The sequence below is a fragment of the Micromonospora parathelypteridis genome (assembly GCF_014201145.1).
GTDB lineage: Bacteria > Actinomycetota > Actinomycetes > Mycobacteriales > Micromonosporaceae > Micromonospora > Micromonospora parathelypteridis.
The window spans coordinates 1,541,151-1,558,673 of sequence record NZ_JACHDP010000001.1 but is presented as its reverse complement, the minus strand read 5'-3'; the positions used below and the strand labels follow the sequence as shown (position 1 = coordinate 1,558,673).

Below are 17,523 nucleotides of genomic sequence, written 5' to 3'. Positions count from 1 at the left end.
GTGCCGCAGCACCGGGAGGCGAGGAGACGGTCGCCCGGACGCCACCGCTGCCGCTGCGCCACGGTTTCCACACGAAGCGCTCCGTGGACGGCGGATCAGGCCGGTCCGCGGCGTCGTTGATGAGGGTGGTGGACCGATAGCGGTTTCAGGTCCTCGTGGCCTAGTCGGTGTGCGATGGCCTGGGCCTGAACGGCCGGATCAGTATCGTCGACCGGGAAGGTCACGACGTAGCTGCCCGGTAGGGCATAACGCAGCCCGCTCAGGTCGCGGGCGTAGTAGCGGATCTCCACCACGTCGGGACGATCCTCGGGCGCGCGGATCGCTACGTAGCGGCGTACCCAAGCTCCGCCGTCCTGGTCCCACCCCTCACGCCACAAGCTGGCCTCAAGGGCCTCGGCAACCAACCGCGCCGGCCACGTTCGGGTAGCCCGCCCCGTCGCCTGGGCTATCTCCTCGGCGTATGCGTGTGAGTCGAACCGGAAGATGCCCAGCCCGATCTCTGGTCCTTCCATGTGCACCCTGTCGATGACTATCAGGCGCCAGCAGTCCCACATCACTTCAGAGCCGGACTGGGAAACGCGGACCGTTAGTTGGTCCTCGCTCGTGTCCGATCCGCCTACTGCGATCTCTCGTGCTGCCGGGGCGACAACGAGTCCATCCGGCCCGAGCAACGACGAAGGCGCGAATCCCGCTACCGGTTTGCCATGGAAGCCGTCGGGCGGATACACCGCCGCCACGACGTCCAGGCCGTTGACGAGGACCCGCATACGGTGGCAGGTGAACTCGGCGGGAAACAGCAGCGGCTCCAGCCTCAGGACATCGACCACCGGGGGAGTTTAATCTGGTCCATGACTCGACGGCGCACGGACGAGCTGGCGAACGCGGTCGGTCTCGTGACCCTTGGCTTCGGTGTGGTGCTGACGGCCATGCCACGACGCAGCGCGGCAGCTCTCGGGCTGGGCAACCGCCCCGTGCTTGCCCGAACGGTCGGGCTGACTGATCTCGTCGTCGGTTCCGGCGTTCTGTGCGGACGTCCCCGTTGGCCGTGGATGGCGGCGCGGGCTGCCCTGAATCTCGCGTTGGCCGGTTGCTACGCAGCGGAGGCCAACCGCGGTAATCGCCGGGCCCGAACGGGAGCGATCGCGATGGCATCACTCACCGTCGTGGACGCGACGTTGGCCCTGACCCTTGCGGTTCAGGGTGGCACTTCTCGGCCCCGATAGCTGTCAGCGTTGTGGTCAGCAGTGGGAACCGTCGAGCGGGGCGGCGCCGGCGAGGGCTTCGACGGTCGCCGCCGGCGCGCTCGACTCCGCCGGGGTCGGCGAGGGCGTGACGGTGGGGGTCGGCTGAGCCGAAGGCGAACTGCTCGGCGTACGGGTGGCGTCGGGTCCGGCGAGGGTGGCCGTGCTGCGTTGGACCTGCTTCGCGACCATCCGGATGGTGGCGGTTGCCTGGCGCCCGTACACGTCGGTGACCTTGACGCTGTAGGGCCCGGGGCCGAGGCCACCCTCGACGGTCCAGTAGTTGTCGATCTGGCGGGCCGCCTTGCGGAAGCCGCCGCTTGGCCCCTTCGCCTCGACCGAGCGGAGCGGGTTGCCGTGGTTGCCGACCTGCACCGCGAACCAGTACTGCGAGGCGCCGCGCTTCATCCGGAAGGTGAGCCCTCCGTCGAGCGGAGGGTTCACCACCGCCCGGTACGTCACGGGCACGATGCCCTGCGCCCGGTCGGCAATCTTGGCGAACGCCTCGTCGGAGAGGTCGATCTTGCCGCGTCCGCACCCGGCGCACTGGTCCATGACCATGACCCGGACTCTGCCCTTCGGGCCGCTCACGTCCAGGTAACTGCCGCAGGCGGCCGCCCGGGAGTACTCGGATGCGCCGAGGGCCACGTAGAGGCGGTCCGCCGGCGGGCTCGGGAAGGAGCAGGTGCCGCCGGAACGGCCCGCGTCGTAGTAGCTGGCGGTTCCCTTGTGGACGGTGCTTCCCGTCGGTGGCGCGGCACAGGCCGGGGTGGCGCCGCCGCGTACGGCGAGGGTGATGCCAAGGACGGCGGCCAGGACGGCGACCCCGGCACCGGCCAACCAGTGTCTGACCCGCCGACTCGACCGGGGCGTACCGTTGTCGCTGGCCGGGGTGTCGTTCCCGGCGTCCGTGCCTGGTGCCGTCACGGCGCCTGATGTTGCCGCACCAGGCGGCGGCAGCGCAAAGCCGTCGAGCGGACCGTCACTCGCCGGATCGGCGGGGGCGCAGTCCGTTGCAAGCGTGCGCCGCGCCGTGGGGCTAGGAGGCCGAGGCCGTGGCGTAGTCGGGCAGTGTGATGGCGTCCGCCTTCTGGAACTGCCGGGCGAGGATGTCGCGCATCGGCCAGTGCCCCATCATCCGCATCGACTGGTTCCGCGCCCAGATCATGAGCCGGCTCTGAGGTGCGAAGCCGCTGATCCCGCCGGGCGGCAGCTCCTGGCACTGGTGGACGTAGTCGCGCATGACCTCCTGGTAGCGCGCGAACGCCCGCCCGTGGTCGTCGACGGCCGAGGCCAGCTCGCCGGCGAGCACGTACGCCCCGACCAGCGCCATGCTGGTGCCCATGCCGGTCAGAGGCGAGCCGCAGTACCCGGCGTCGCCGAGCAGCGTCACCCGTCCCCGCGACCAGTTCGGCACGTGCACCTGACAGATGCTGTCGAAGAAGAAGTCCGGCGCGTCCGGCAGCGCGTCCAGCAGTGCCGGCACCCGCCAACCCACCCCGGCGAAGGCATCGGTGAGCAGGCGCTGCTGCTGGCGTACGTCGCGCCGGTCGTACTCCAGCGGTGGGGAGGTGAAGCTCAGCATGGCCTTCGCGGTGCCGCCCCGCTCGGGGCGGATCCCCGCAACCCGCCCACCAGGCGCGTTGTACATGAGGAACCAGTCGTTGAGGTCGCCCGGGTCCGGCACGGTGAAGTACGCGGTGTACCCGCCGAGCGGCTTCACGTACTCGCTCTCGGGTCCGAAGGCGAGCCGGCGTACGCCCGAGTGCACCCCGTCCGCGCCGACCACCAGGTCGAACGTGCGCACCGTGCCGCTGGCGAAGCGGACCCGCACCCCCGTGTCGCCCTGGTCGAGTTCGGTGATCCGGTCGTTGAAGAGGTACTCGACCTCGCCCGCGGTGGCGTCGTGGAGGATCCGGGTCAGATCGCCCCGCATGATCTCGATCTCGGCCACGATGCCCTCGCCGCCGAAGAGGTCGGCGGACATCTGGGCCACCCAGCGGCCGTCCGCGTCGACGTTGGCGACACCGCGTTCGTCGACCCGGTCCTCGCGTACCCGGGGAATCAGCCCCATCCGCTCGACCACCTCGCGGCCGGCGCCGCGCAGGTCGACGGCCTGACCGCCGGGACGCAGGCCCGGGGCGATCTCCACGACGGTCGGAATGAAGCCGTGCCGGCGTAGCCAGTACGCCAGCGCCGGCCCGGCGATGCTGGCGCCGGAGATGAGGACGGTTTCGTTGGCCATGGATCAAACCCCGTTCGTGTACGGTGTACATCATGTGGCGTACAGGCTATGCAGGGCGTTCGGCACGAGGCAATACCTGCGCTGGCCAGGCATTTAGCCGGCAGTGCCGTACTAGTACTGCTGCTAGTACGGTCCACCTGCGCGCCGGTCGGCTGCCGCGCCGCAGCCGTGAAATACCCGACAGCGGCGTACTAGTACGCCGGGTTGGCTCGCGGGGGCGGTCAGACGTGGCCGGGGTGATGGCGTGAGTCGACCAGAGGCGCCGTACCTGCGCATCGTCGAGGACATCCGTCGCCGTATCGTCGCCGGCGAGCTGCGCCCCGGCGACCAGGTGCCCTCCGCCCGCCGGATCAGCCAGGAGTGGGGCGTCGCCATCGCCACCGCCACGAAGGTGCACGCCGCGCTGCGACAACAGGGACTGACCGAGGCGCGCCCCGGCGTCGGAACCGTCGTGGCCAGCGCCCCGGAGCCCGCGCGTGTCCCGGCGGCCGAGCGCACCCGACGGCTCAGTAGTGCGGCACGGCCAGGCGGCGAGGGCGAGCTGAGCCGGGAGCGCATCGTCTCCGTCGCGATCGCCGTCGCCGACGCGGACGGCATGGCCGAGCTCTCCATGCGCCGTGTCGCCACCGAGCTCGGCGTCGCCACGATGTCGCTGTACCGGTACGTGGCGGGCAAGGACGAGCTGGTGCTGCACATGATCGACGCGGTGTTGGGCGAGGAGGAGGTGCCACCGCCGAGCACGGAGGGCTTGCGGGCCGATCTGGCGGCGATCGCCCGGCTGGAGTGGCGCTTCTTTCGCCGCCACCCCTGGCTGGCCCCGGCCATGTCGATCACCCGACCCCAACTCGCCCCGAACGCCGTGGGAATCACTGACGGGGTGCTGCACGCACTGGACGGACTCGGCCTCGACTCGGAGACCCAGCTCTACGTGCACCTCACGCTCTTCAGCTTCGGGCGGGGGTTGGCGACGGCGATCGAGCCGGAGATCGAGGCGCAGCGCGAAACCGGCCTGACCAACGACGAGTGGATGAATTTCCAGGAGGCGCGGCTGGCGGAACTGGCCGCCGCCGGTTCGCCACTGCTGCGGATGGCCCTGCGCAACGACTTCGACTTCGACCTGGACCGGCTCTTCGAGTTCGGACTGTCTCGTCTGCTGGACGGGCTGGCGGGGTATCTGTCGGAGGGCTCAGCGCGGTCCTCGCGACTCGGCGGACACCTCGGCTGATCGCTCACGGAGGATCGTCACCGAGCGCCACGCGTCGAAGGCCCAACCGAGGTCCGCCGTGTCGGCGCCGGTAAAAACCGTTTCCAGGTACGTCGCGTCGACGAAGGTGTAGCCGTAGAGGCTGAACTGGACATCGCCGTCTTGGCGGTAGAGCCACGCGGCACGATGACCAATGCCGTCCCGGCCACTCTCACCAACCTTGGCTGTCGGGTTCGGCGGCAGGTCGGCATCGAGCGAGGCGATGATGTCTGCCCCATCGGCGCAACGCCACGGGCTTCCCGACACCACCCGCAACGAGCGGCCAGGTGCGCGCCAGGTGGTGACGCCATCTTTGGCACGCTCCCGCACCCAAGCAGACGGAAGCTCGATCCACCAGCCGTCGCCCAGAGATCTCCGCACGCCTCAGTGTCACCCACGGCCAGCGTTCGCACGATCGGTCATCGTGTACAGGTCGTCACTCGGTCAGAGGCTGAGGTCCGGACGCTCAGGGTGTCTGATACGGGAGAAGAGCACGCCCTACAACGAAATGGCTGTGGGGTATTACGGTCCGTGCCGTGGACGAATCAGAGCCCCAGGTCGGCGAGAGACGGAGACTGCCTGTCAAGAATGTTGGGGACCAGGTGGTGTGTCTCTTCGTGGAGCCGTTCGGCGAGGACTTCTGGATGCAGCCGGAGGAAACCTTCGTCGTGGTCGGCGGCACTGTCGATCCGGAGTTCTCGATCAGCGTGATGGCTGGACACGTGATCGTCTGGGCCAACGCGGGGGACCCGTACGAGGTGCAGGTCGTCGACGGCGCGTCGGGCGACGTCCTGAACTGCGGACATAGGCGACCCGACGGTTGGCCACAGGCAACCTGAACGCCAGCGGAAGCGATCGCAGAGTTCGTACACGGTGCCACGCCGGCGGACCACGTGCGCGCCGTGCCGGCTGCCCCCGTCTTGGTTGTCGCCCCCGGGGATATCCGGCGGCGAGACTCGGCCTACGGGCCTAGGGTGCGATTCATGTCGGGCCGGCAGGAACGAATACGTCGAGAGCTTGGCGGCTTCCTCAAGCAGTACGGCCGCAGCTCTCGGTCCCGCAACGGGATGGATCCCAACGATCGCAATTACAGCCGCAAGTTGGAGACCCAGGTCAAGCGGTTGCGCCCAGAGGATCTCGACCGCCTGATGCGGGACGACGAGGGCGACGACCAGTAGTCACCTACCATCCAGTCCTGTGGTGGAGGGATTGTGCTGGGCGGTCGCTGTGTCGCTCGGCCCTGAGGAGGCATTGCCACAGTGGACATCGAACGGTGGGCCTGGGCGGGGCAGGAGCGCTTTCCGGGCTTCTGCTTCACTTTCGTCCAGGATCGTGATCCGGGCACGGTCGCGGCAGCGGTCGGCGCTGACTCCCTGACCGTGCTGACGCTGATCGAGGCCGAAGAGGCCCATCCGATCAGCAAGCCCGGCGCGTTGCTCCGCTTCGGGACGTACGGCCAAGGGGTTTTCTGCTTCGAGGACCGGGCGCCGATCGCGAACCGGGAACCGGCGATCACACGCCTGGCGCAGGGCACGCGACTGTTGCAGGTCACCAAGAGTGGTGACGGGATGGTCGTCGTTCGTGAGGTGGTCGACGGGCGGAAGGTCCAGCTGTTCGAGCCTGGTGAGGCCGTCTACGTCGACGGACCGCTACGGCCACGGGTCGCGGCCCTCCTGCCGGAGCACTCCAGGATCGTCGCGGCGCTCGCCGTGGTCGCCGACGAAGTTGGCGCCGACCTGGATCGCGCGACCCTGGATGGTCCGCTCGCCACGGCGCTGAGCATGCTCAACGAGCGGGCCAGCCGGTGAGGCCGCGGGCGCGGCACACCAGACTCCCTTGTGTGGAAGGGAGTGGCGGGCATTAGCGGGGGCGCAGTCCGTCGAGGGCGGTGGCGACGACGAGGTCGGCGTACTCAGCGGTGAGCGGACCGCTGCGTTGCAGCCATCGGTTGAGGACCGGCCCCCAGATCATGTCCACCGCCACGCCGAGGTCGATGCCCTCGGCGAGTTGCCCCGCCTGCTGGGCGCTGCGCAGGCGCTGCCGCTTGGCCTCCTTCAGCGGCCCGTCCAACCGTTCGGCGTAGGCCGCGGCCAACTCGGGGTCGAGCGCTATCTCGGTGGCCAGCGCGCGCATCGGTTGCTCGTAGCGGGGATCGTTCATCTCCTCGACCGTGGCGCGAAGCACCAGGGTCAGGTCCGCCGCCAGGTCACCGGTGTCCGGCAACGTCGGCGGCTCACCCTCGGTGCCCTCGCTGAGCATGAGGAAAGCGTCGAAGATGACCGCGCCCTTCGACGGCCACCAGCGGTAGATGGTCTGCTTGCCGACTCCGGCGCGCGCGGCGATGCCCTCGATGCTGACCTTCGCGTACCCGATCTCCTGCAGTAGCTCGAAGGCCGCGGTGAGGATGGCGCGTCGGGAGGTCTCTCGCCGGCGTGCCGTGTTGGGCGTCATGAACGAGCACCCTACCACCAACGAGACGAACCGTCTCGTCTTGACGGTGAACGCACGGTGGCCTAATCTCCTCCCTACAACGAGACGAACCGTCTCGTCTCGTATCAACGAAGCGGAGACGCCACCATGCGCACCTCATCCCACGCCGCCCCCCGGACCTGGTTCATCACCGGCGCCAGCCGCGGCCTCGGCCGCGCCTTCGCCGACGCCGCGCTGGAACGTGGTGACCGGGTGGTCGCCGCCGCCCGGACCATCGCCCGGGACGACTTCGACGAGCGGCACGCGGACCGGCTGCTTGCCCTGACCCTCGACGTGACCGACCGGGCGGCGGTCGTCGCTGCCGTGGCCACCGCCGTCGAGCACTTCGGACGGCTCGACATCGTCGTCAACAACGCCGGCACCCTGTCCATGGGCATGATCGAAGAGTTCACCGAGGCCGAGGCGCGAGCCCAGTTCGAGGTCAACCTCTTCGGCGCGCTCTGGGTCAGTCAGGCCGTGCTGCCGCACCTGCGCGCCCAACGGTCCGGTCACATCGTGCAGGTCTCCAGCATCGCCGCGCTCGGTGGCTTCCCGAGCACCGGCATGTACAGCGCGAGCAAGTTCGCCCTGGAAGGCATGAGTGAGGCCCTGGCCATGGAGGCGGCGGCCTTCGACGTCAAGCTCAGCATCGTGCAGCCGGGCGGGTACTGGACCGACCTCTACACCAGTCTGAGCGCCACCACCCCGCTGGAGGCCTACGCGCCGCTGCGCGCCGAACTGGAGCGACAGTGGGCGGAAGGCTCGATCGACAGCCAGCCACGGCTGGCGGCCGAGGCGCTGCTGCAACTGGTCGACAGCGACGACCCGCCGCTGCGGCTCCTGCTCGGCAGCATGGTGTACGACCTGGCGTTCGACGTCTCCCGCCGACGAATGGACACCTGGGCGCGCTGGGAGCAGGTCAGCCGAGCCGCCGAGCAGGCCGTCGCGGCCCCCGGACATGACCAGTAGGGACTCCTCGTATCGCCACGAGCCCGGGGCGCGGCGTTCTAGGCTCCGAGATATGGCGGCGGCGTGCCCAAATCGAATTGGCACATAAGTCCGGGCAGTGTCTTCACCCCATGATTTCTCCTCGCGAGGCGCAAACCTAGACGGAGAGGAAACACGCATGGCTGTCAAAACCAAGACTCGTCCGGGCACCACGGAGATTCGACCGTTCTCGGTCGACATTCCGCAGGCCGACCTCGATGACCTGAAGAGGCGCATCAAGGCCACCCGCTGGCCGGACAAGGAAACGGTGAACGACCAGTCGCAGGGCGTGCCACTCGCGACGATTCAGGCCGTCGCGCGCTATTGGGAGAACGAGTACGACTGGCGCAAGGTCGAGGCACGGCTGAACGCCGTACCGCAGTTCATGACCACGATCGACGGGGTGGACATCCATTTCATCCACGTGCGCTCGAAGCACGAGGACGCGCTGCCGCTCATCGTCAGCCATGGTTGGCCCGGATCCGTGATCGAGCAGATGAAGATCATCGAGCCGCTCACCGACCCCACGGCGCACGGCGGGAACGCGTCGGACGCCTTCCACCTGGTGATCCCATCGCTGCCCGGCCACGGTTTCTCGGGCAGGCCCACCATGTCGGGCTGGAACCCGGAGAAGATCGCGACGGCCTGGACCGAGTTGATGAAGCGACTCGGCTACTCCCGGTTCGTCGCGCAGGGCGGCGACTGGGGTGCGGTCATCGTGGATCAGATGGGGGTGCAGGCACCGCCGGAACTGCTCGGCATTCACACCAACATGGCGGGCGCGGTCCCACCGGAAATCGACAACCTGTTCCAGGGCGACGTCACCGCCGCGAACAACGCCATGGGTTCGCTGCCCTCCGGTCTGTCCGACGACGAGATGCGTGCGGCCACGGAGTTGGACTACGTCTGGAAGCACGTCGCCTACGCCCTCATGATGGCCACGCGTCCCCAGACGCTGACCGGGCTGGCGGACTCTCCGGTCGGCCTGGCGTCCTTCCTGCTCGACCACGACGCGAAGAGCCTGGCCCTGATCGCGCAGGTCTTCGACGGGGCCAAGGCGGGCCTCACCCGCGACGACATCCTGGACAACATCTCGCTCTACTGGCTGACGAACACCGCGATCTCCGCGTCCCGGCTGTACGCGGAGAACAAGCTCTCGTTCTTCGCCGCCAAGGGCGTCAACGTCCCAGTCGCCGTGAGCGTCTTTCCCGACGAGCTCTACGAGGCACCGCAGAGTTGGGCCGAGCAGGCGTACCCCAACCTCATCTACTTCAACAAGCTCGACAAGGGCGGGCACTTCGCGGCCTGGGAACAGCCGAAGATCTTCTCCGAAGAGCTTCGCACCGCCTTCCGGTCGCTTCGCTAGATGGCCGTTTTCGGGCGTCCGCACCTGCCCCCGCTCGACGGGGCGGCCGAGTGGCTCAACTCCGAGCCACTCGGCCCCGCCGACCTGCGCGGTCGCGTCGTCCTCGTGAACTTCTGGACGCTGACGTGCATCAACTGGCTGCGCCAGGAGCCGTACGTCCGTGCCTGGTCGCAGGCCTACCGCGGCGACGGGCTGGTCGTCGTCGGGGTGCACACGCCGGAGTTCTCGTTCGAGCACGAGGTCGACGGGGTGCGACGGGCCGTCGCGGCGCGATCGATCGACTACCCGGTCGCGGTCGACAACGGCTACGCGATCTGGCGGGCCGTCGGCAACCAGTACTGGCCGGCGCTCTACTTCGTCGACACCGACGGTCTCATCCGCGACGAGCACTTCGGCGAGGGGCGCTACGAGCAGTCCGAGCGTGTTCTGCAGCAACTGCTCGGCATCGAGCGCGACCTCGTACCCGTCGAGGGTTTCGGGCCGGAGGCAGAGGCCGACTGGGACAACCTGCGTACGCCCGAGACGTACCTCGGTTTCAGTCGCGGCGAACACTTCGCGTCGCCGAACGGCGCCGCGCTCGACGAACGCCGCGTCTACGAACTGCCCGAGAGCCTGGGCCTCAACCAGTGGGCACTGGCGGGCGCGTGGAGGATCGGGTCGGAGAGCGTCGTGCTCGACGACGCCGGCGGCAGCATCGCCTTCCGGTTCCACGCCCGCGACGCGCATCTCGTGCTGGCGCCGGGGTCGGGACAGCCGATCCCGTTCCGTGTGCTTCTCGACGGTGCGGCTCCCGGCCCGTCACACGGCGTCGATGTCGACGAAGACGGCAATGGCGTCCTGGAGGACGGCCGCCTCTACCAGCTCGTACGCCAGCAGGACGCGGTCCGTGAGCGAACCCTGGAGATCACGTTCGGCGAGCCCGGCGCCGCCGCGTACGCCTTCACGTTCGGCTGACGCGCAGATCGACCGTGCTCACCGTGCCGGAGACCGGTGAGATGCTGCGGACCTGAGCGCCGGGACGCAGACGGCTGTCTGTCGCGTACCGGTCGGCGAGTGCCTTCTCCGCGGTCTCGTCGCCGTCGTCGGCGGCGAGCAGTAATGCGGCGATCTCGTCCACGAGCGCGAGGTCGGCGGTGGCGAGGTCGTCGGTCATCGCGCCGAACCTGTCCCACAACAGCAACTCGTCCTTCTGTCGGTGGGCGAGCTCCTGTAGGACGTAGTCGTGGATGAACCAGGCACCGCGGATCGGCAATTCCGGGCTGACGCCGTAGACCTCGGGGTTGATCGCCCCCGCTCGGTACGCCGACCACACCCGCGCTGGCGAGTCGAACAGCCCTGCCGTCGGGTCGATGTCGTAGCCGTCGAACCCCCAGTCGCCGGCCGGGTCGAGCTCCGGGTCGACCCAGACCCACCGATGACCGTTCCAGTACTCCATCAGCACGTGATCGTGGTGCCAACCGGGCACGAAGTACGAGGCGAAACCGACCCGGCTGCGGCTGGGAATGCCGTGCTGGCGGAGCACCGCGACCGAGAGAAGCGTGTGGTCCCGGCAACAGCCCGCCACCCGGTCGATGGCCGGACGCTCGGCGGCGAGGGGTAGGGGAAATCGGGATTGGTCGGTGTCGAGGATGCGGTCCACCCAGCGGCAGTTCACCTCGTCCAGCCGGTCGTCGGGCAGCTCGACGCCGCCGGCCCGGTAGTGGACGATCACGTTGCGGGCGGTCGCCGCCACGGTGGGGATGTCGGTCGGTACGGCGTCGAGGAGTCCGCCGTGCCGACCGGGGTCGCTGTAGGGGGAGTGTCCCCGGTAGTCATCGAGGTCCATGAGACGAGTCTGCGGTCCACCACCGTGTCAGGGTCAAGGTGCTTTTTCGGGATAGTGTCGGCTGTTGTGACAACGCCCGAGATCACCATCGCCACGCCGACGGACCGCGACGCGGTAATAGGTTCACTGGTCGCTGCGTTCGTCAAGGACCCCGTGCTGCGGTACCTGTTCCCGGACGAGGAAACCTACCCGCGGTACGCCGCCACCTTCTTCGGGCGCCTCTTCGACAAGCGGGTGCACCGGTCATCGATCTGGACGATCGGGGGCGGCGCGTCCGTGGCCATCTGGGAGCCACCAGCCGAGCTGTCGGCCGGGCCACCGGCCGCTGGGCACGGGTCGCCGGAGGAAGCTCGATATCCCGACGATGTGCTGGCTCGGGTTCAGGGCTACGACGAGGCCGTGCACGCCGCGCTGCCGACCTTCCCGTTCTGGTATCTCGGCGTCCTCGGCACCCACCCCGACAGCGCCGGGCGTGGTTGGGGTCGCGCCGTCATGAGAGCCGGGCTGGATCGCGCCGCCGAAGAAGGCCTGCCGGCGATCCTGGAGACCAGCAACCCGGGCAACGTTGAGCTGTACCGTCGCGCCGGCTGGGAGGTGGTGGGTTCCCTGTCGGAGCCCGTGCCCACCTGGATCATGCAGCAGTCGCCGCGCTGAGACCCGATCGTTGCGGGCACCGGATGTCGGGTGAGCCCCTGCCCCTGCCGCCTAGCGTGACTGCTTGAAAGGGAAGGGGAACCGGGTGCTGGAGCGGCTCAACGAAGCCATGGCGTACATCGAGCGGCACCTCGACCAGCGGATCGAGGTGGCCGATCTGGCGCGGATCGCGCTGACGTCGGAGTACCACTTCCGGCGGCTGTTCTCCGCGCTGGCCGGCGTGCCGCTGTCGGAGTACATCCGTCGGCGTCGGCTCACCGTCGCTGGCGCGGACGTGCTGGCGGGGGAGCGGACGTTGCTCGACATCGCGGTCCACTACGGCTACGGGTCGGCGGAGGCGTTCGCCCGGGCGTTCCACGCCGTGCACGGCGTGGGGCCCGGAGAGGCTCGGCGTACGGGGGCAGCGTTGCGCGCCCAGCCCCGGATGTCCTTCCGACTCACCGTCGAAGGGAGCGGCAGCATGGAGTACCGAATCGTCAGCAAGGACGCGTTCACTCTGGTGGGACGCAAGGCCCGCGTCCCGCTGGTGCACGAGGGGATGAACCCGGCGATCGTCGCCTTCATCCGGAGCATCGACAAGGAGACGACCTCGCGGATCGAGGCGCTCTCGGATCAGGAGCCGGTCGGGATCGTCAACGTCAGCGACAACCTCGCCGACAGCCGGGCGGAGGGCACCGAACTGGACTACTGGCACGGGGTGGTCACGGGTGCCACGCCGCCGGAGGACCTGGACGGGCTGCCGGTATCGGCCGGGACGTGGGCGGTGTTCACCACCTCCGGTGCGTTCCCACAGGCGGTGCAGTTCCTGTGGCGCGACGTGTTCACCCAGTGGTTCCCGTCGAACCCGTACCGCAGCCGACCTGGACCGGAGATCTCCCGGGTCCGGGTGTCCGCGGACGGCACCGAGGCGGACGCCGAGTTGTGGATCCCCGTCGAGAGGGTCCCCACCCCTATGTAGAGTTCCGATACAGTGCCCGGATGCGGATCACCATTCCGGTCGCGAAGGTGCTCGCGGCGCTGCTCGCCGAGCCCGACGCGCAGCGCTACGGGCTGGACCTGATGCGGTTGACCGGCCTGCCCAGCGGCACCCTCTATCCGGTGCTGCACCGGCTGAGCGGGGCCGGCTGGCTGGCCGCCGACTGGGAGGCGATCGACCCGGTTGCGGCCGGGCGGCCGGCCCGCCGCTACTACCAACTCACCGCCGTTGGCGCGGCGCAGGCCCGCAGGGCACTCGCCGACCTGCGGGCCGCGATCCCCGACGGCCGTCCCTCGTGGGGCGGCGCCGAGCCCACCGGGGCACCGGCATGGTGACCCGCCGGGCCGCCGAACTGTTGTTGGAGCTGGCCGCGCGCCGCTGGCCCGCCGACCTTCGAGACGACCTGCGCCGCGAGTGGGCCGCCGAGTTGCACGTGCTCGCCGAGGGCGGAAGTCGGACGAAGATGGTCGGCTTCGCGGTGAGCCTCGCCGTCAGCCGGGCTGGCGCCCCGCTGGTCGACCGCAGCCTGCTGCATCGGCGGGCTCGCCGCACCGCGGCTGCGTTGCTGCTGTCTCCGATCGCCTGCGTCGGAATCGTGGTCGGCAGCGCGGCCGCCCTGTACCGGATGCAGGTCTGGCTGACGGGCGCGAACTGGTCGGACCAGGCGCAGACGCTGAACTGGACGGCGATCACCGTGGCGATGGCGGTGCTGCTGGCGGTGTTCGCCGCCCGATGGGCCCGGCACACCGCACTCGACGGTCCGCTGCGCATCGCGCTCGGCGTGGTGCTCCCCATCGGTGCGGTCGCGGTCCCGCTCCTGTACGTCATCTACCCGGACGACCTGCCCCGCGCCGTACCCGGTCTGCTGCTCTGGTTGGCCGGTCTGACGCTGGCGCTCTGGGCCGCGGCGAGCCTCGCCGCCCGGAACCGACTCCGCGCGGCCTGGTGGGTGGGCGTCCTCGGCGCGCTCGCCGCCGCCGACCTCGCGGTGATCCTCGCCGTCGTCGACGCCGTCTCGGCGGGCGTTGGCGCTGGCCCGGTCATCGGTGCGCAGCCGTTGGGCAGCGTCGACCGCATCTCCGCGCCGCTGTGGCTCTTCGTCGCCTGGACGGACTGGAACATCGGCCTAACGCGGCCCACCATCCCCTGGGGGATCTTCCAGATCATCACCAACCAGGTGCTGGTGGAACCGATGCTCTACCTGGCGTGTACGCCCTACGCGCTCGCGTACGCCATCCGGGCGGGCCGGTCGGCGCCCGCCGCGCCGGTCGCCCTAGCACCAACCCCGGTCTGATCCGCGTAGCTCAGTCGGGCACGTCGTCCCACGTCGCGCCCGGCTCCAGGTACCCAACCAACTGGTTCTCCCGCAGCGCGTAGGCGATGACCAGCAGCGCGTGCTTGTCCAACTCGGGCAGCCGGTCCAACGGGAACCACCCCACGGCCAGCGACTCGTCGTCGTTCACCCGGGCGGTGCCGGCCACCAGTCGGCACAGGAAACCCAGATTGAGGTACTCGCAACGGTCCCCATTGGGGTAGGTGTGCGGGTGCGAGACGGCGCTGGACATCCGCACCGGCACCACGTCCAGACCCGTCTCCTCCCGCACCTCGCGAACCAGCGCGGTGGCCGGCTGCTCGCCCGGCTCGACGAAGCCGCTGATCACCGACCAGCGCCCGTCGTCGGCACGCTGACCGAGCAGCAGCTCCCCGGCGTCGTTGCGGACCACCGCGCTGACGCTCGGCAGCCAAAGCAGGTCGTGACCGACGTGCTTGCGCATTCCCAAGATGTAGTCCGGTACCGCCATCCGGCGATCATAGGCCGCGACCCCACGGCCTGCGCCGGCGCGCGCCGGCGCCTCGCGAGGTCAGCCCGCCCAGGCGACGGTACGGCGGAAGCGGTCGTATTCCCTGGCCAACTCGGCGTCGATCCGTTCCATCCGGGCGGGAGTGAGCACCACCGCCGGGTCCTGCCACGCGCGTCCTGCGAGCATCTGGCGGCGCAGTCCGGTCGGTGGGTGGGCGGCGAACAGCGACGCCTCGTCTCGAACCGACAGTTGGCGCAGCAGCGGCAGTCGATCGGCGCTCGCGGCGCGGGCCTCGGCCAAGGCCGAACGCCACCGATCCGGGCCGTGCCCCGCCCGGGTCTCCCGGCGCACCGCCAGCGCCATCGACTCGGCCGCGAGCGTGGCGTCAAGGAGATCGGTCGCGGCAGCCGTGCCGGCCACCCGGGCGGAGAGTTCGTCGGCGAGGTACTCGGCGCGCTGGCTGTCCCGCAACGCCACCGCCACCAACAGCAGGTACGCGACGAAAAGCACCCGCGACACCACCCACTGGAACGCGCGGCCCAGGGCGTCGCCCAGCATCTCCACCAGCCCCGCGCCGACGGTGGTCCGCACCGGCCGGAACAGGTCGGCGGCCGAGGCGAGCATGTCGAACGCGGGCTGGGTGAGCAGGCCCCGGCGCGGGTCACCGTTGACGAAGTGACCGAGTTCGTGCCCGAGCAGCGCCACCCGACCACCGGCGGGAAGCGAACCCCACAGCGGAAGCCCGAGACCGAGCACCCTGCGACGTCGCAACCCGACCGCACCGGCGTACGCGTTGATGGCACCATCCACGCCCACCACGTCCGGCGTCGGCGCCCCGATGGCCGCGGCCACCTCGTCGATCAGGCCGAACAGCTCCGGCGCCTGGTCGCGGGTGAGCACCTCCAGTTCCGAGTCGAGTCGACCGAATCGGGGCCGCAACGCGATCGCGAGGCCGACCATGGCCACACCCGGCACGATCGCCAGGTTGGGAAACGGGAACGCCACGATCAACCACACGCCGACGCCCGCGAGTGCGAGCACCGCGGCGACAAGTGTCAGCGACGCGGCCGCGGTGAGCGTCCGCGCGGTTTCCGATCCGTTGGTGCCCAGCGGTCGCCCGGCCAGTTGGGTGAATTGCCGACTGGTCGCTCGGAACGCCATTCGGTAGGTCCACCGGTCGACCCAGCGCCAACCGAACTCACGTCGACGTCGTGCCGGGTCGTAGGCGTCCAGATTCCACTCGCAGCCGGGACACCACGGCACCGCGTCTCGTACCGATGCCGTTGTCGCCCCACACCCCGGGCACGCCCCCGTGCCGGTCACCGTATTGATCACGAGCGCAGATCATGCCTCAGCCCCGGATTGCGCAGGAACTGGCTGTTCGTCCGACCCTATTTCCGCATTCCGGCCCGACGAACCGTATGCATATCTACTGTGGAGATCGTCGGCGACTTGTGCGATCCGGTGGCGGCCGGCCGGATCGCGGTGCACAGTGATTCCCATGAGCGACAGCGGACGTGGTGGGCAGTTCTACTGGTGCACCCGGCATCACCGGGTCGAGACGGACGCCAACGTGTGTCCGGCGAAGCACGTCCTCGGCCCGTACGACTCGGCGGCCGACGCGGAGAACGCCCTGCAACGAGTGCAGGAGCGGAACGAGGCGTGGGATGCCGAGGACGCTCGTTGGGCCGGGGAAGACAGATAGGCGGCGCGGGACGGCTCGCGCCGAGGTACTTCGTGCTCCGCGAGGACGCACGCGAGAGCACGTCCCCCAAGGAGGGAACCACGATGGCCGAGACACAGCAGGCCACCAAGCGCCCGGCCGCCCGACGCACCACCGCGAAGAAGACCGCCGCGGCGGAGCGGAACACGGCGGCGAGCCGGACCACCCCCGTCCGCAAGTCCACCGCGGGCGCGAAGGCGGCGAAGGCCCCGGCCAGGAAGGCTGCCGGCGGCGCGGGGCGCGCCCCGGCGAAGAAGACCGCCACGGCGGCCAAGAAGGCCCCCGCGAAGAAGGCCACGACCAAGACCACCACGGCGGCGAAGAAGGCCCCCGCGAAGAAGACCACGACCAAGACCACCACGGCGGCGAAGAAGGCCCCGGCGAAGAAGACCACCACCCGCACGACGACCGTCGCCGCGAAGCGGGCTCCGGCGACACGCAAGAGCACCGTCGCGGCGACGCGACCCCCAGCGTCCGCGACGCGAAAGTCCACCGCTGCGGCGAAGAAGACCACCAGCGCCGCGAAGAAGACCGCGAGCGCCGCGAAGAAGACCACGACCTCGGCGGCGAAGAAGACCACCGCCGCGGCGAAGGCGCCGGCGCGTAAGACCGCGACCAAGGCGTCCACCGTCAAGCGGACAGCGGCGAAGAAGACGACCGCGACGAAGACGGCCGCCAAGAAGGCCCCGGCAAAGAAGGCGCCGGCGAAGAAGACCGCGTCCACCCGCCCCAGCGGCGGCGCGCGCAAGGCGCCGGCGAAGAAGGCCCCGGCCGCGAGGGTGACAGGCACCTCCTCGACCACCGCGCGCAAGGCGGCGGCGAAGAAGGCCCCGGCGAAGAAGACCGTCGCGGCCAAGGCGCCCGCCCGCAAGGTGACCGCGCGCAAGTCGCCGGCCCGCCCGGTCGCCGCACGGGCCACCGCCCCCCGGAGTACGCGCAGCGCCGCCCGGAAGGCGACTGGCTGAGAGAGCGGGTCACATCCACCCGCCCGG

General features: G+C 69.8%; 21 protein-coding genes. 13 read left to right on the top strand and 8 right to left on the bottom strand.

The window, feature by feature from the left end:
• Positions 1-95: 95 nt before the first annotated feature.
• The 3 genes from HNR20_RS06535 to HNR20_RS06525 form a co-directional block, all read right to left on the bottom strand.
• The gene (locus HNR20_RS06535; RefSeq protein ID WP_184177336.1) at positions 96-827 is read right to left on the bottom strand and encodes a hypothetical protein; all 732 of its coding nucleotides are present in this window, start codon (positions 825-827) and stop codon (positions 96-98) included.
• Between the two features lie 411 nt (positions 828-1,238).
• Complete coding sequence (locus tag HNR20_RS06530) at positions 1,239-2,168, bottom strand: expansin EXLX1 family cellulose-binding protein (protein ID WP_184177334.1); 930 nt, start codon at positions 2,166-2,168, stop codon at positions 1,239-1,241.
• Between the two features lie 112 nt (positions 2,169-2,280).
• Complete coding sequence (locus tag HNR20_RS06525; protein WP_184177332.1) at positions 2,281-3,486, bottom strand: FAD-dependent monooxygenase; 1,206 nt, start codon at positions 3,484-3,486, stop codon at positions 2,281-2,283.
• A gap of 244 nt (positions 3,487-3,730) precedes the next feature.
• Here HNR20_RS06525 and HNR20_RS06520 point away from each other — a divergent pair, with 244 nt between their 5' ends.
• The gene (locus HNR20_RS06520) at positions 3,731-4,711 is read left to right on the top strand and encodes a TetR/AcrR family transcriptional regulator C-terminal domain-containing protein (RefSeq protein WP_184177330.1); all 981 of its coding nucleotides are present in this window, start codon (positions 3,731-3,733) and stop codon (positions 4,709-4,711) included.
• Here the strand turns inward: HNR20_RS06520 and HNR20_RS06515 are convergent.
• Positions 4,673-5,059: a hypothetical protein gene (locus HNR20_RS06515; protein WP_184177328.1), complete on the bottom strand. Its 387-nt coding sequence runs from the start codon at positions 5,057-5,059 to the stop codon at positions 4,673-4,675. The genes HNR20_RS06520 and HNR20_RS06515 overlap by 39 nt on opposite strands.
• 206 nt (positions 5,060-5,265) lie before the next feature.
• On the opposite strand from HNR20_RS06515, the gene HNR20_RS06510 reads away from it, so the two are divergent.
• The 3 genes from HNR20_RS06510 to HNR20_RS06500 all read left to right on the top strand — a co-directional run bounded on the left by HNR20_RS06510 (position 5,266) and on the right by HNR20_RS06500 (position 6,537).
• On the top strand, positions 5,266-5,568 hold the full coding sequence (locus tag HNR20_RS06510) for a hypothetical protein (protein WP_184177326.1): 303 nt from the start codon (positions 5,266-5,268) through the stop codon (positions 5,566-5,568).
• 135 nt (positions 5,569-5,703) lie between these two features.
• Positions 5,704-5,907, top strand: a complete 204-nt coding sequence (locus tag HNR20_RS06505; RefSeq protein WP_184189382.1) for a hypothetical protein — start codon at positions 5,704-5,706, stop codon at positions 5,905-5,907.
• 81 nt (positions 5,908-5,988) lie between these two features.
• Positions 5,989-6,537, top strand: coding sequence for a hypothetical protein (locus HNR20_RS06500; RefSeq protein ID WP_184177323.1), 549 nt, complete (start codon positions 5,989-5,991; stop codon positions 6,535-6,537).
• A 52-nt stretch (positions 6,538-6,589) separates the two neighbouring features.
• Here HNR20_RS06500 and HNR20_RS06495 read toward each other — a convergent pair whose 3' ends face one another.
• Complete coding sequence (locus tag HNR20_RS06495; protein ID WP_184177321.1) at positions 6,590-7,180, bottom strand: TetR/AcrR family transcriptional regulator; 591 nt, start codon at positions 7,178-7,180, stop codon at positions 6,590-6,592.
• A 126-nt stretch (positions 7,181-7,306) separates the two neighbouring features.
• On the opposite strand from HNR20_RS06495, the gene HNR20_RS06490 reads away from it, so the two are divergent.
• The 3 genes from HNR20_RS06490 to HNR20_RS06480 all read left to right on the top strand — a co-directional run bounded on the left by HNR20_RS06490 (position 7,307) and on the right by HNR20_RS06480 (position 10,505).
• Positions 7,307-8,167 (top strand): SDR family oxidoreductase, encoded by an 861-nt coding sequence (locus HNR20_RS06490; protein WP_184177319.1) that lies wholly within the window; start codon positions 7,307-7,309, stop codon positions 8,165-8,167.
• Between the two features lie 157 nt (positions 8,168-8,324).
• Positions 8,325-9,551, top strand: coding sequence for an epoxide hydrolase family protein (locus HNR20_RS06485; protein WP_184177317.1), 1,227 nt, complete (start codon positions 8,325-8,327; stop codon positions 9,549-9,551).
• The gene (locus HNR20_RS06480) at positions 9,552-10,505 is read left to right on the top strand and encodes a redoxin family protein (RefSeq protein WP_184177315.1); all 954 of its coding nucleotides are present in this window, start codon (positions 9,552-9,554) and stop codon (positions 10,503-10,505) included.
• Here HNR20_RS06480 and HNR20_RS06475 read toward each other — a convergent pair.
• Entirely contained in the window at positions 10,492-11,376 is an 885-nt protein-coding gene (locus HNR20_RS06475) for a transglutaminase domain-containing protein (protein WP_184177313.1), read from the bottom strand. The genes HNR20_RS06480 and HNR20_RS06475 overlap by 14 nt on opposite strands.
• A 66-nt stretch (positions 11,377-11,442) precedes the next feature.
• On the opposite strand from HNR20_RS06475, the gene HNR20_RS06470 reads away from it, so the two are divergent.
• The 4 genes from HNR20_RS06470 to HNR20_RS06455 all read left to right on the top strand — a co-directional run bounded on the left by HNR20_RS06470 (position 11,443) and on the right by HNR20_RS06455 (position 14,300).
• A complete protein-coding gene (locus HNR20_RS06470) occupies positions 11,443-12,030 on the top strand; it encodes a GNAT family N-acetyltransferase (protein ID WP_184177311.1) in 588 nt (195 codons plus the stop codon).
• A gap of 85 nt (positions 12,031-12,115) precedes the next feature.
• Positions 12,116-12,988, top strand: a complete 873-nt coding sequence (locus tag HNR20_RS06465; protein ID WP_184188080.1) for an AraC family transcriptional regulator — start codon at positions 12,116-12,118, stop codon at positions 12,986-12,988.
• Between the two features lie 20 nt (positions 12,989-13,008).
• Entirely contained in the window at positions 13,009-13,341 is a 333-nt protein-coding gene (locus tag HNR20_RS06460) for a PadR family transcriptional regulator (RefSeq protein WP_184177310.1), read from the top strand.
• Positions 13,335-14,300, top strand: coding sequence for a hypothetical protein (locus tag HNR20_RS06455; RefSeq protein WP_221309725.1), 966 nt, complete (start codon positions 13,335-13,337; stop codon positions 14,298-14,300). Before HNR20_RS06460 ends, HNR20_RS06455 begins: the two co-directional genes overlap by 7 nt.
• A gap of 10 nt (positions 14,301-14,310) precedes the next feature.
• On the opposite strand, the gene HNR20_RS06450 is transcribed toward HNR20_RS06455, so the two are convergent.
• Positions 14,311-14,808 (bottom strand): NUDIX hydrolase, encoded by a 498-nt coding sequence (locus HNR20_RS06450; RefSeq protein WP_184177308.1) that lies wholly within the window; start codon positions 14,806-14,808, stop codon positions 14,311-14,313.
• Between the two features lie 60 nt (positions 14,809-14,868).
• Positions 14,869-15,969, bottom strand: a complete 1,101-nt coding sequence (locus HNR20_RS06445; protein WP_221309724.1) for a M48 family metallopeptidase — start codon at positions 15,967-15,969, stop codon at positions 14,869-14,871.
• 340 nt (positions 15,970-16,309) lie between these two features.
• On the opposite strand from HNR20_RS06445, the gene HNR20_RS06440 reads away from it, so the two are divergent.
• Both HNR20_RS06440 and HNR20_RS06435 read left to right on the top strand, forming a co-directional pair.
• Positions 16,310-16,513: a hypothetical protein gene (locus tag HNR20_RS06440; RefSeq protein ID WP_130403226.1), complete on the top strand. Its 204-nt coding sequence runs from the start codon at positions 16,310-16,312 to the stop codon at positions 16,511-16,513.
• An 83-nt stretch (positions 16,514-16,596) separates the two neighbouring features.
• Positions 16,597-17,496, top strand: a complete 900-nt coding sequence (locus HNR20_RS06435; protein ID WP_229687205.1) for a histone — start codon at positions 16,597-16,599, stop codon at positions 17,494-17,496.
• Positions 17,497-17,523 lie beyond the last annotated feature (27 nt).

What these genes read in the sequence shown, in the direction of transcription:
- HNR20_RS06525 (WP_184177332.1), bottom strand. Translation starts at nt 3,486, where the DNA reads ATGGCCAACGAAACCGTCCTCATCTCCGGCGCCAGCATCGCCGGGCCG.
- HNR20_RS06495 (WP_184177321.1), bottom strand. Translation starts at nt 7,180, where the DNA reads ATGACGCCCAACACGGCACGCCGGCGAGAGACCTCCCGACGCGCCATC.
- HNR20_RS06490 (WP_184177319.1), top strand. Translation starts at nt 7,307, where the DNA reads ATGCGCACCTCATCCCACGCCGCCCCCCGGACCTGGTTCATCACCGGC.
- HNR20_RS06485 (WP_184177317.1), top strand. Translation starts at nt 8,325, where the DNA reads ATGGCTGTCAAAACCAAGACTCGTCCGGGCACCACGGAGATTCGACCG.
- HNR20_RS06480 (WP_184177315.1), top strand. Translation starts at nt 9,552, where the DNA reads ATGGCCGTTTTCGGGCGTCCGCACCTGCCCCCGCTCGACGGGGCGGCC.
- HNR20_RS06475 (WP_184177313.1), bottom strand. Translation starts at nt 11,376, where the DNA reads ATGGACCTCGATGACTACCGGGGACACTCCCCCTACAGCGACCCCGGT.
- HNR20_RS06460 (WP_184177310.1), top strand. Translation starts at nt 13,009, where the DNA reads ATGCGGATCACCATTCCGGTCGCGAAGGTGCTCGCGGCGCTGCTCGCC.
- HNR20_RS06455 (WP_221309725.1), top strand. Translation starts at nt 13,335, where the DNA reads ATGGTGACCCGCCGGGCCGCCGAACTGTTGTTGGAGCTGGCCGCGCGC.
- HNR20_RS06450 (WP_184177308.1), bottom strand. Translation starts at nt 14,808, where the DNA reads ATGGCGGTACCGGACTACATCTTGGGAATGCGCAAGCACGTCGGTCAC.
- HNR20_RS06445 (WP_221309724.1), bottom strand. Translation starts at nt 15,969, where the DNA reads ATGGCGTTCCGAGCGACCAGTCGGCAATTCACCCAACTGGCCGGGCGA.
- HNR20_RS06440 (WP_130403226.1), top strand. Translation starts at nt 16,310, where the DNA reads ATGAGCGACAGCGGACGTGGTGGGCAGTTCTACTGGTGCACCCGGCAT.
- HNR20_RS06435 (WP_229687205.1), top strand. Translation starts at nt 16,597, where the DNA reads ATGGCCGAGACACAGCAGGCCACCAAGCGCCCGGCCGCCCGACGCACC.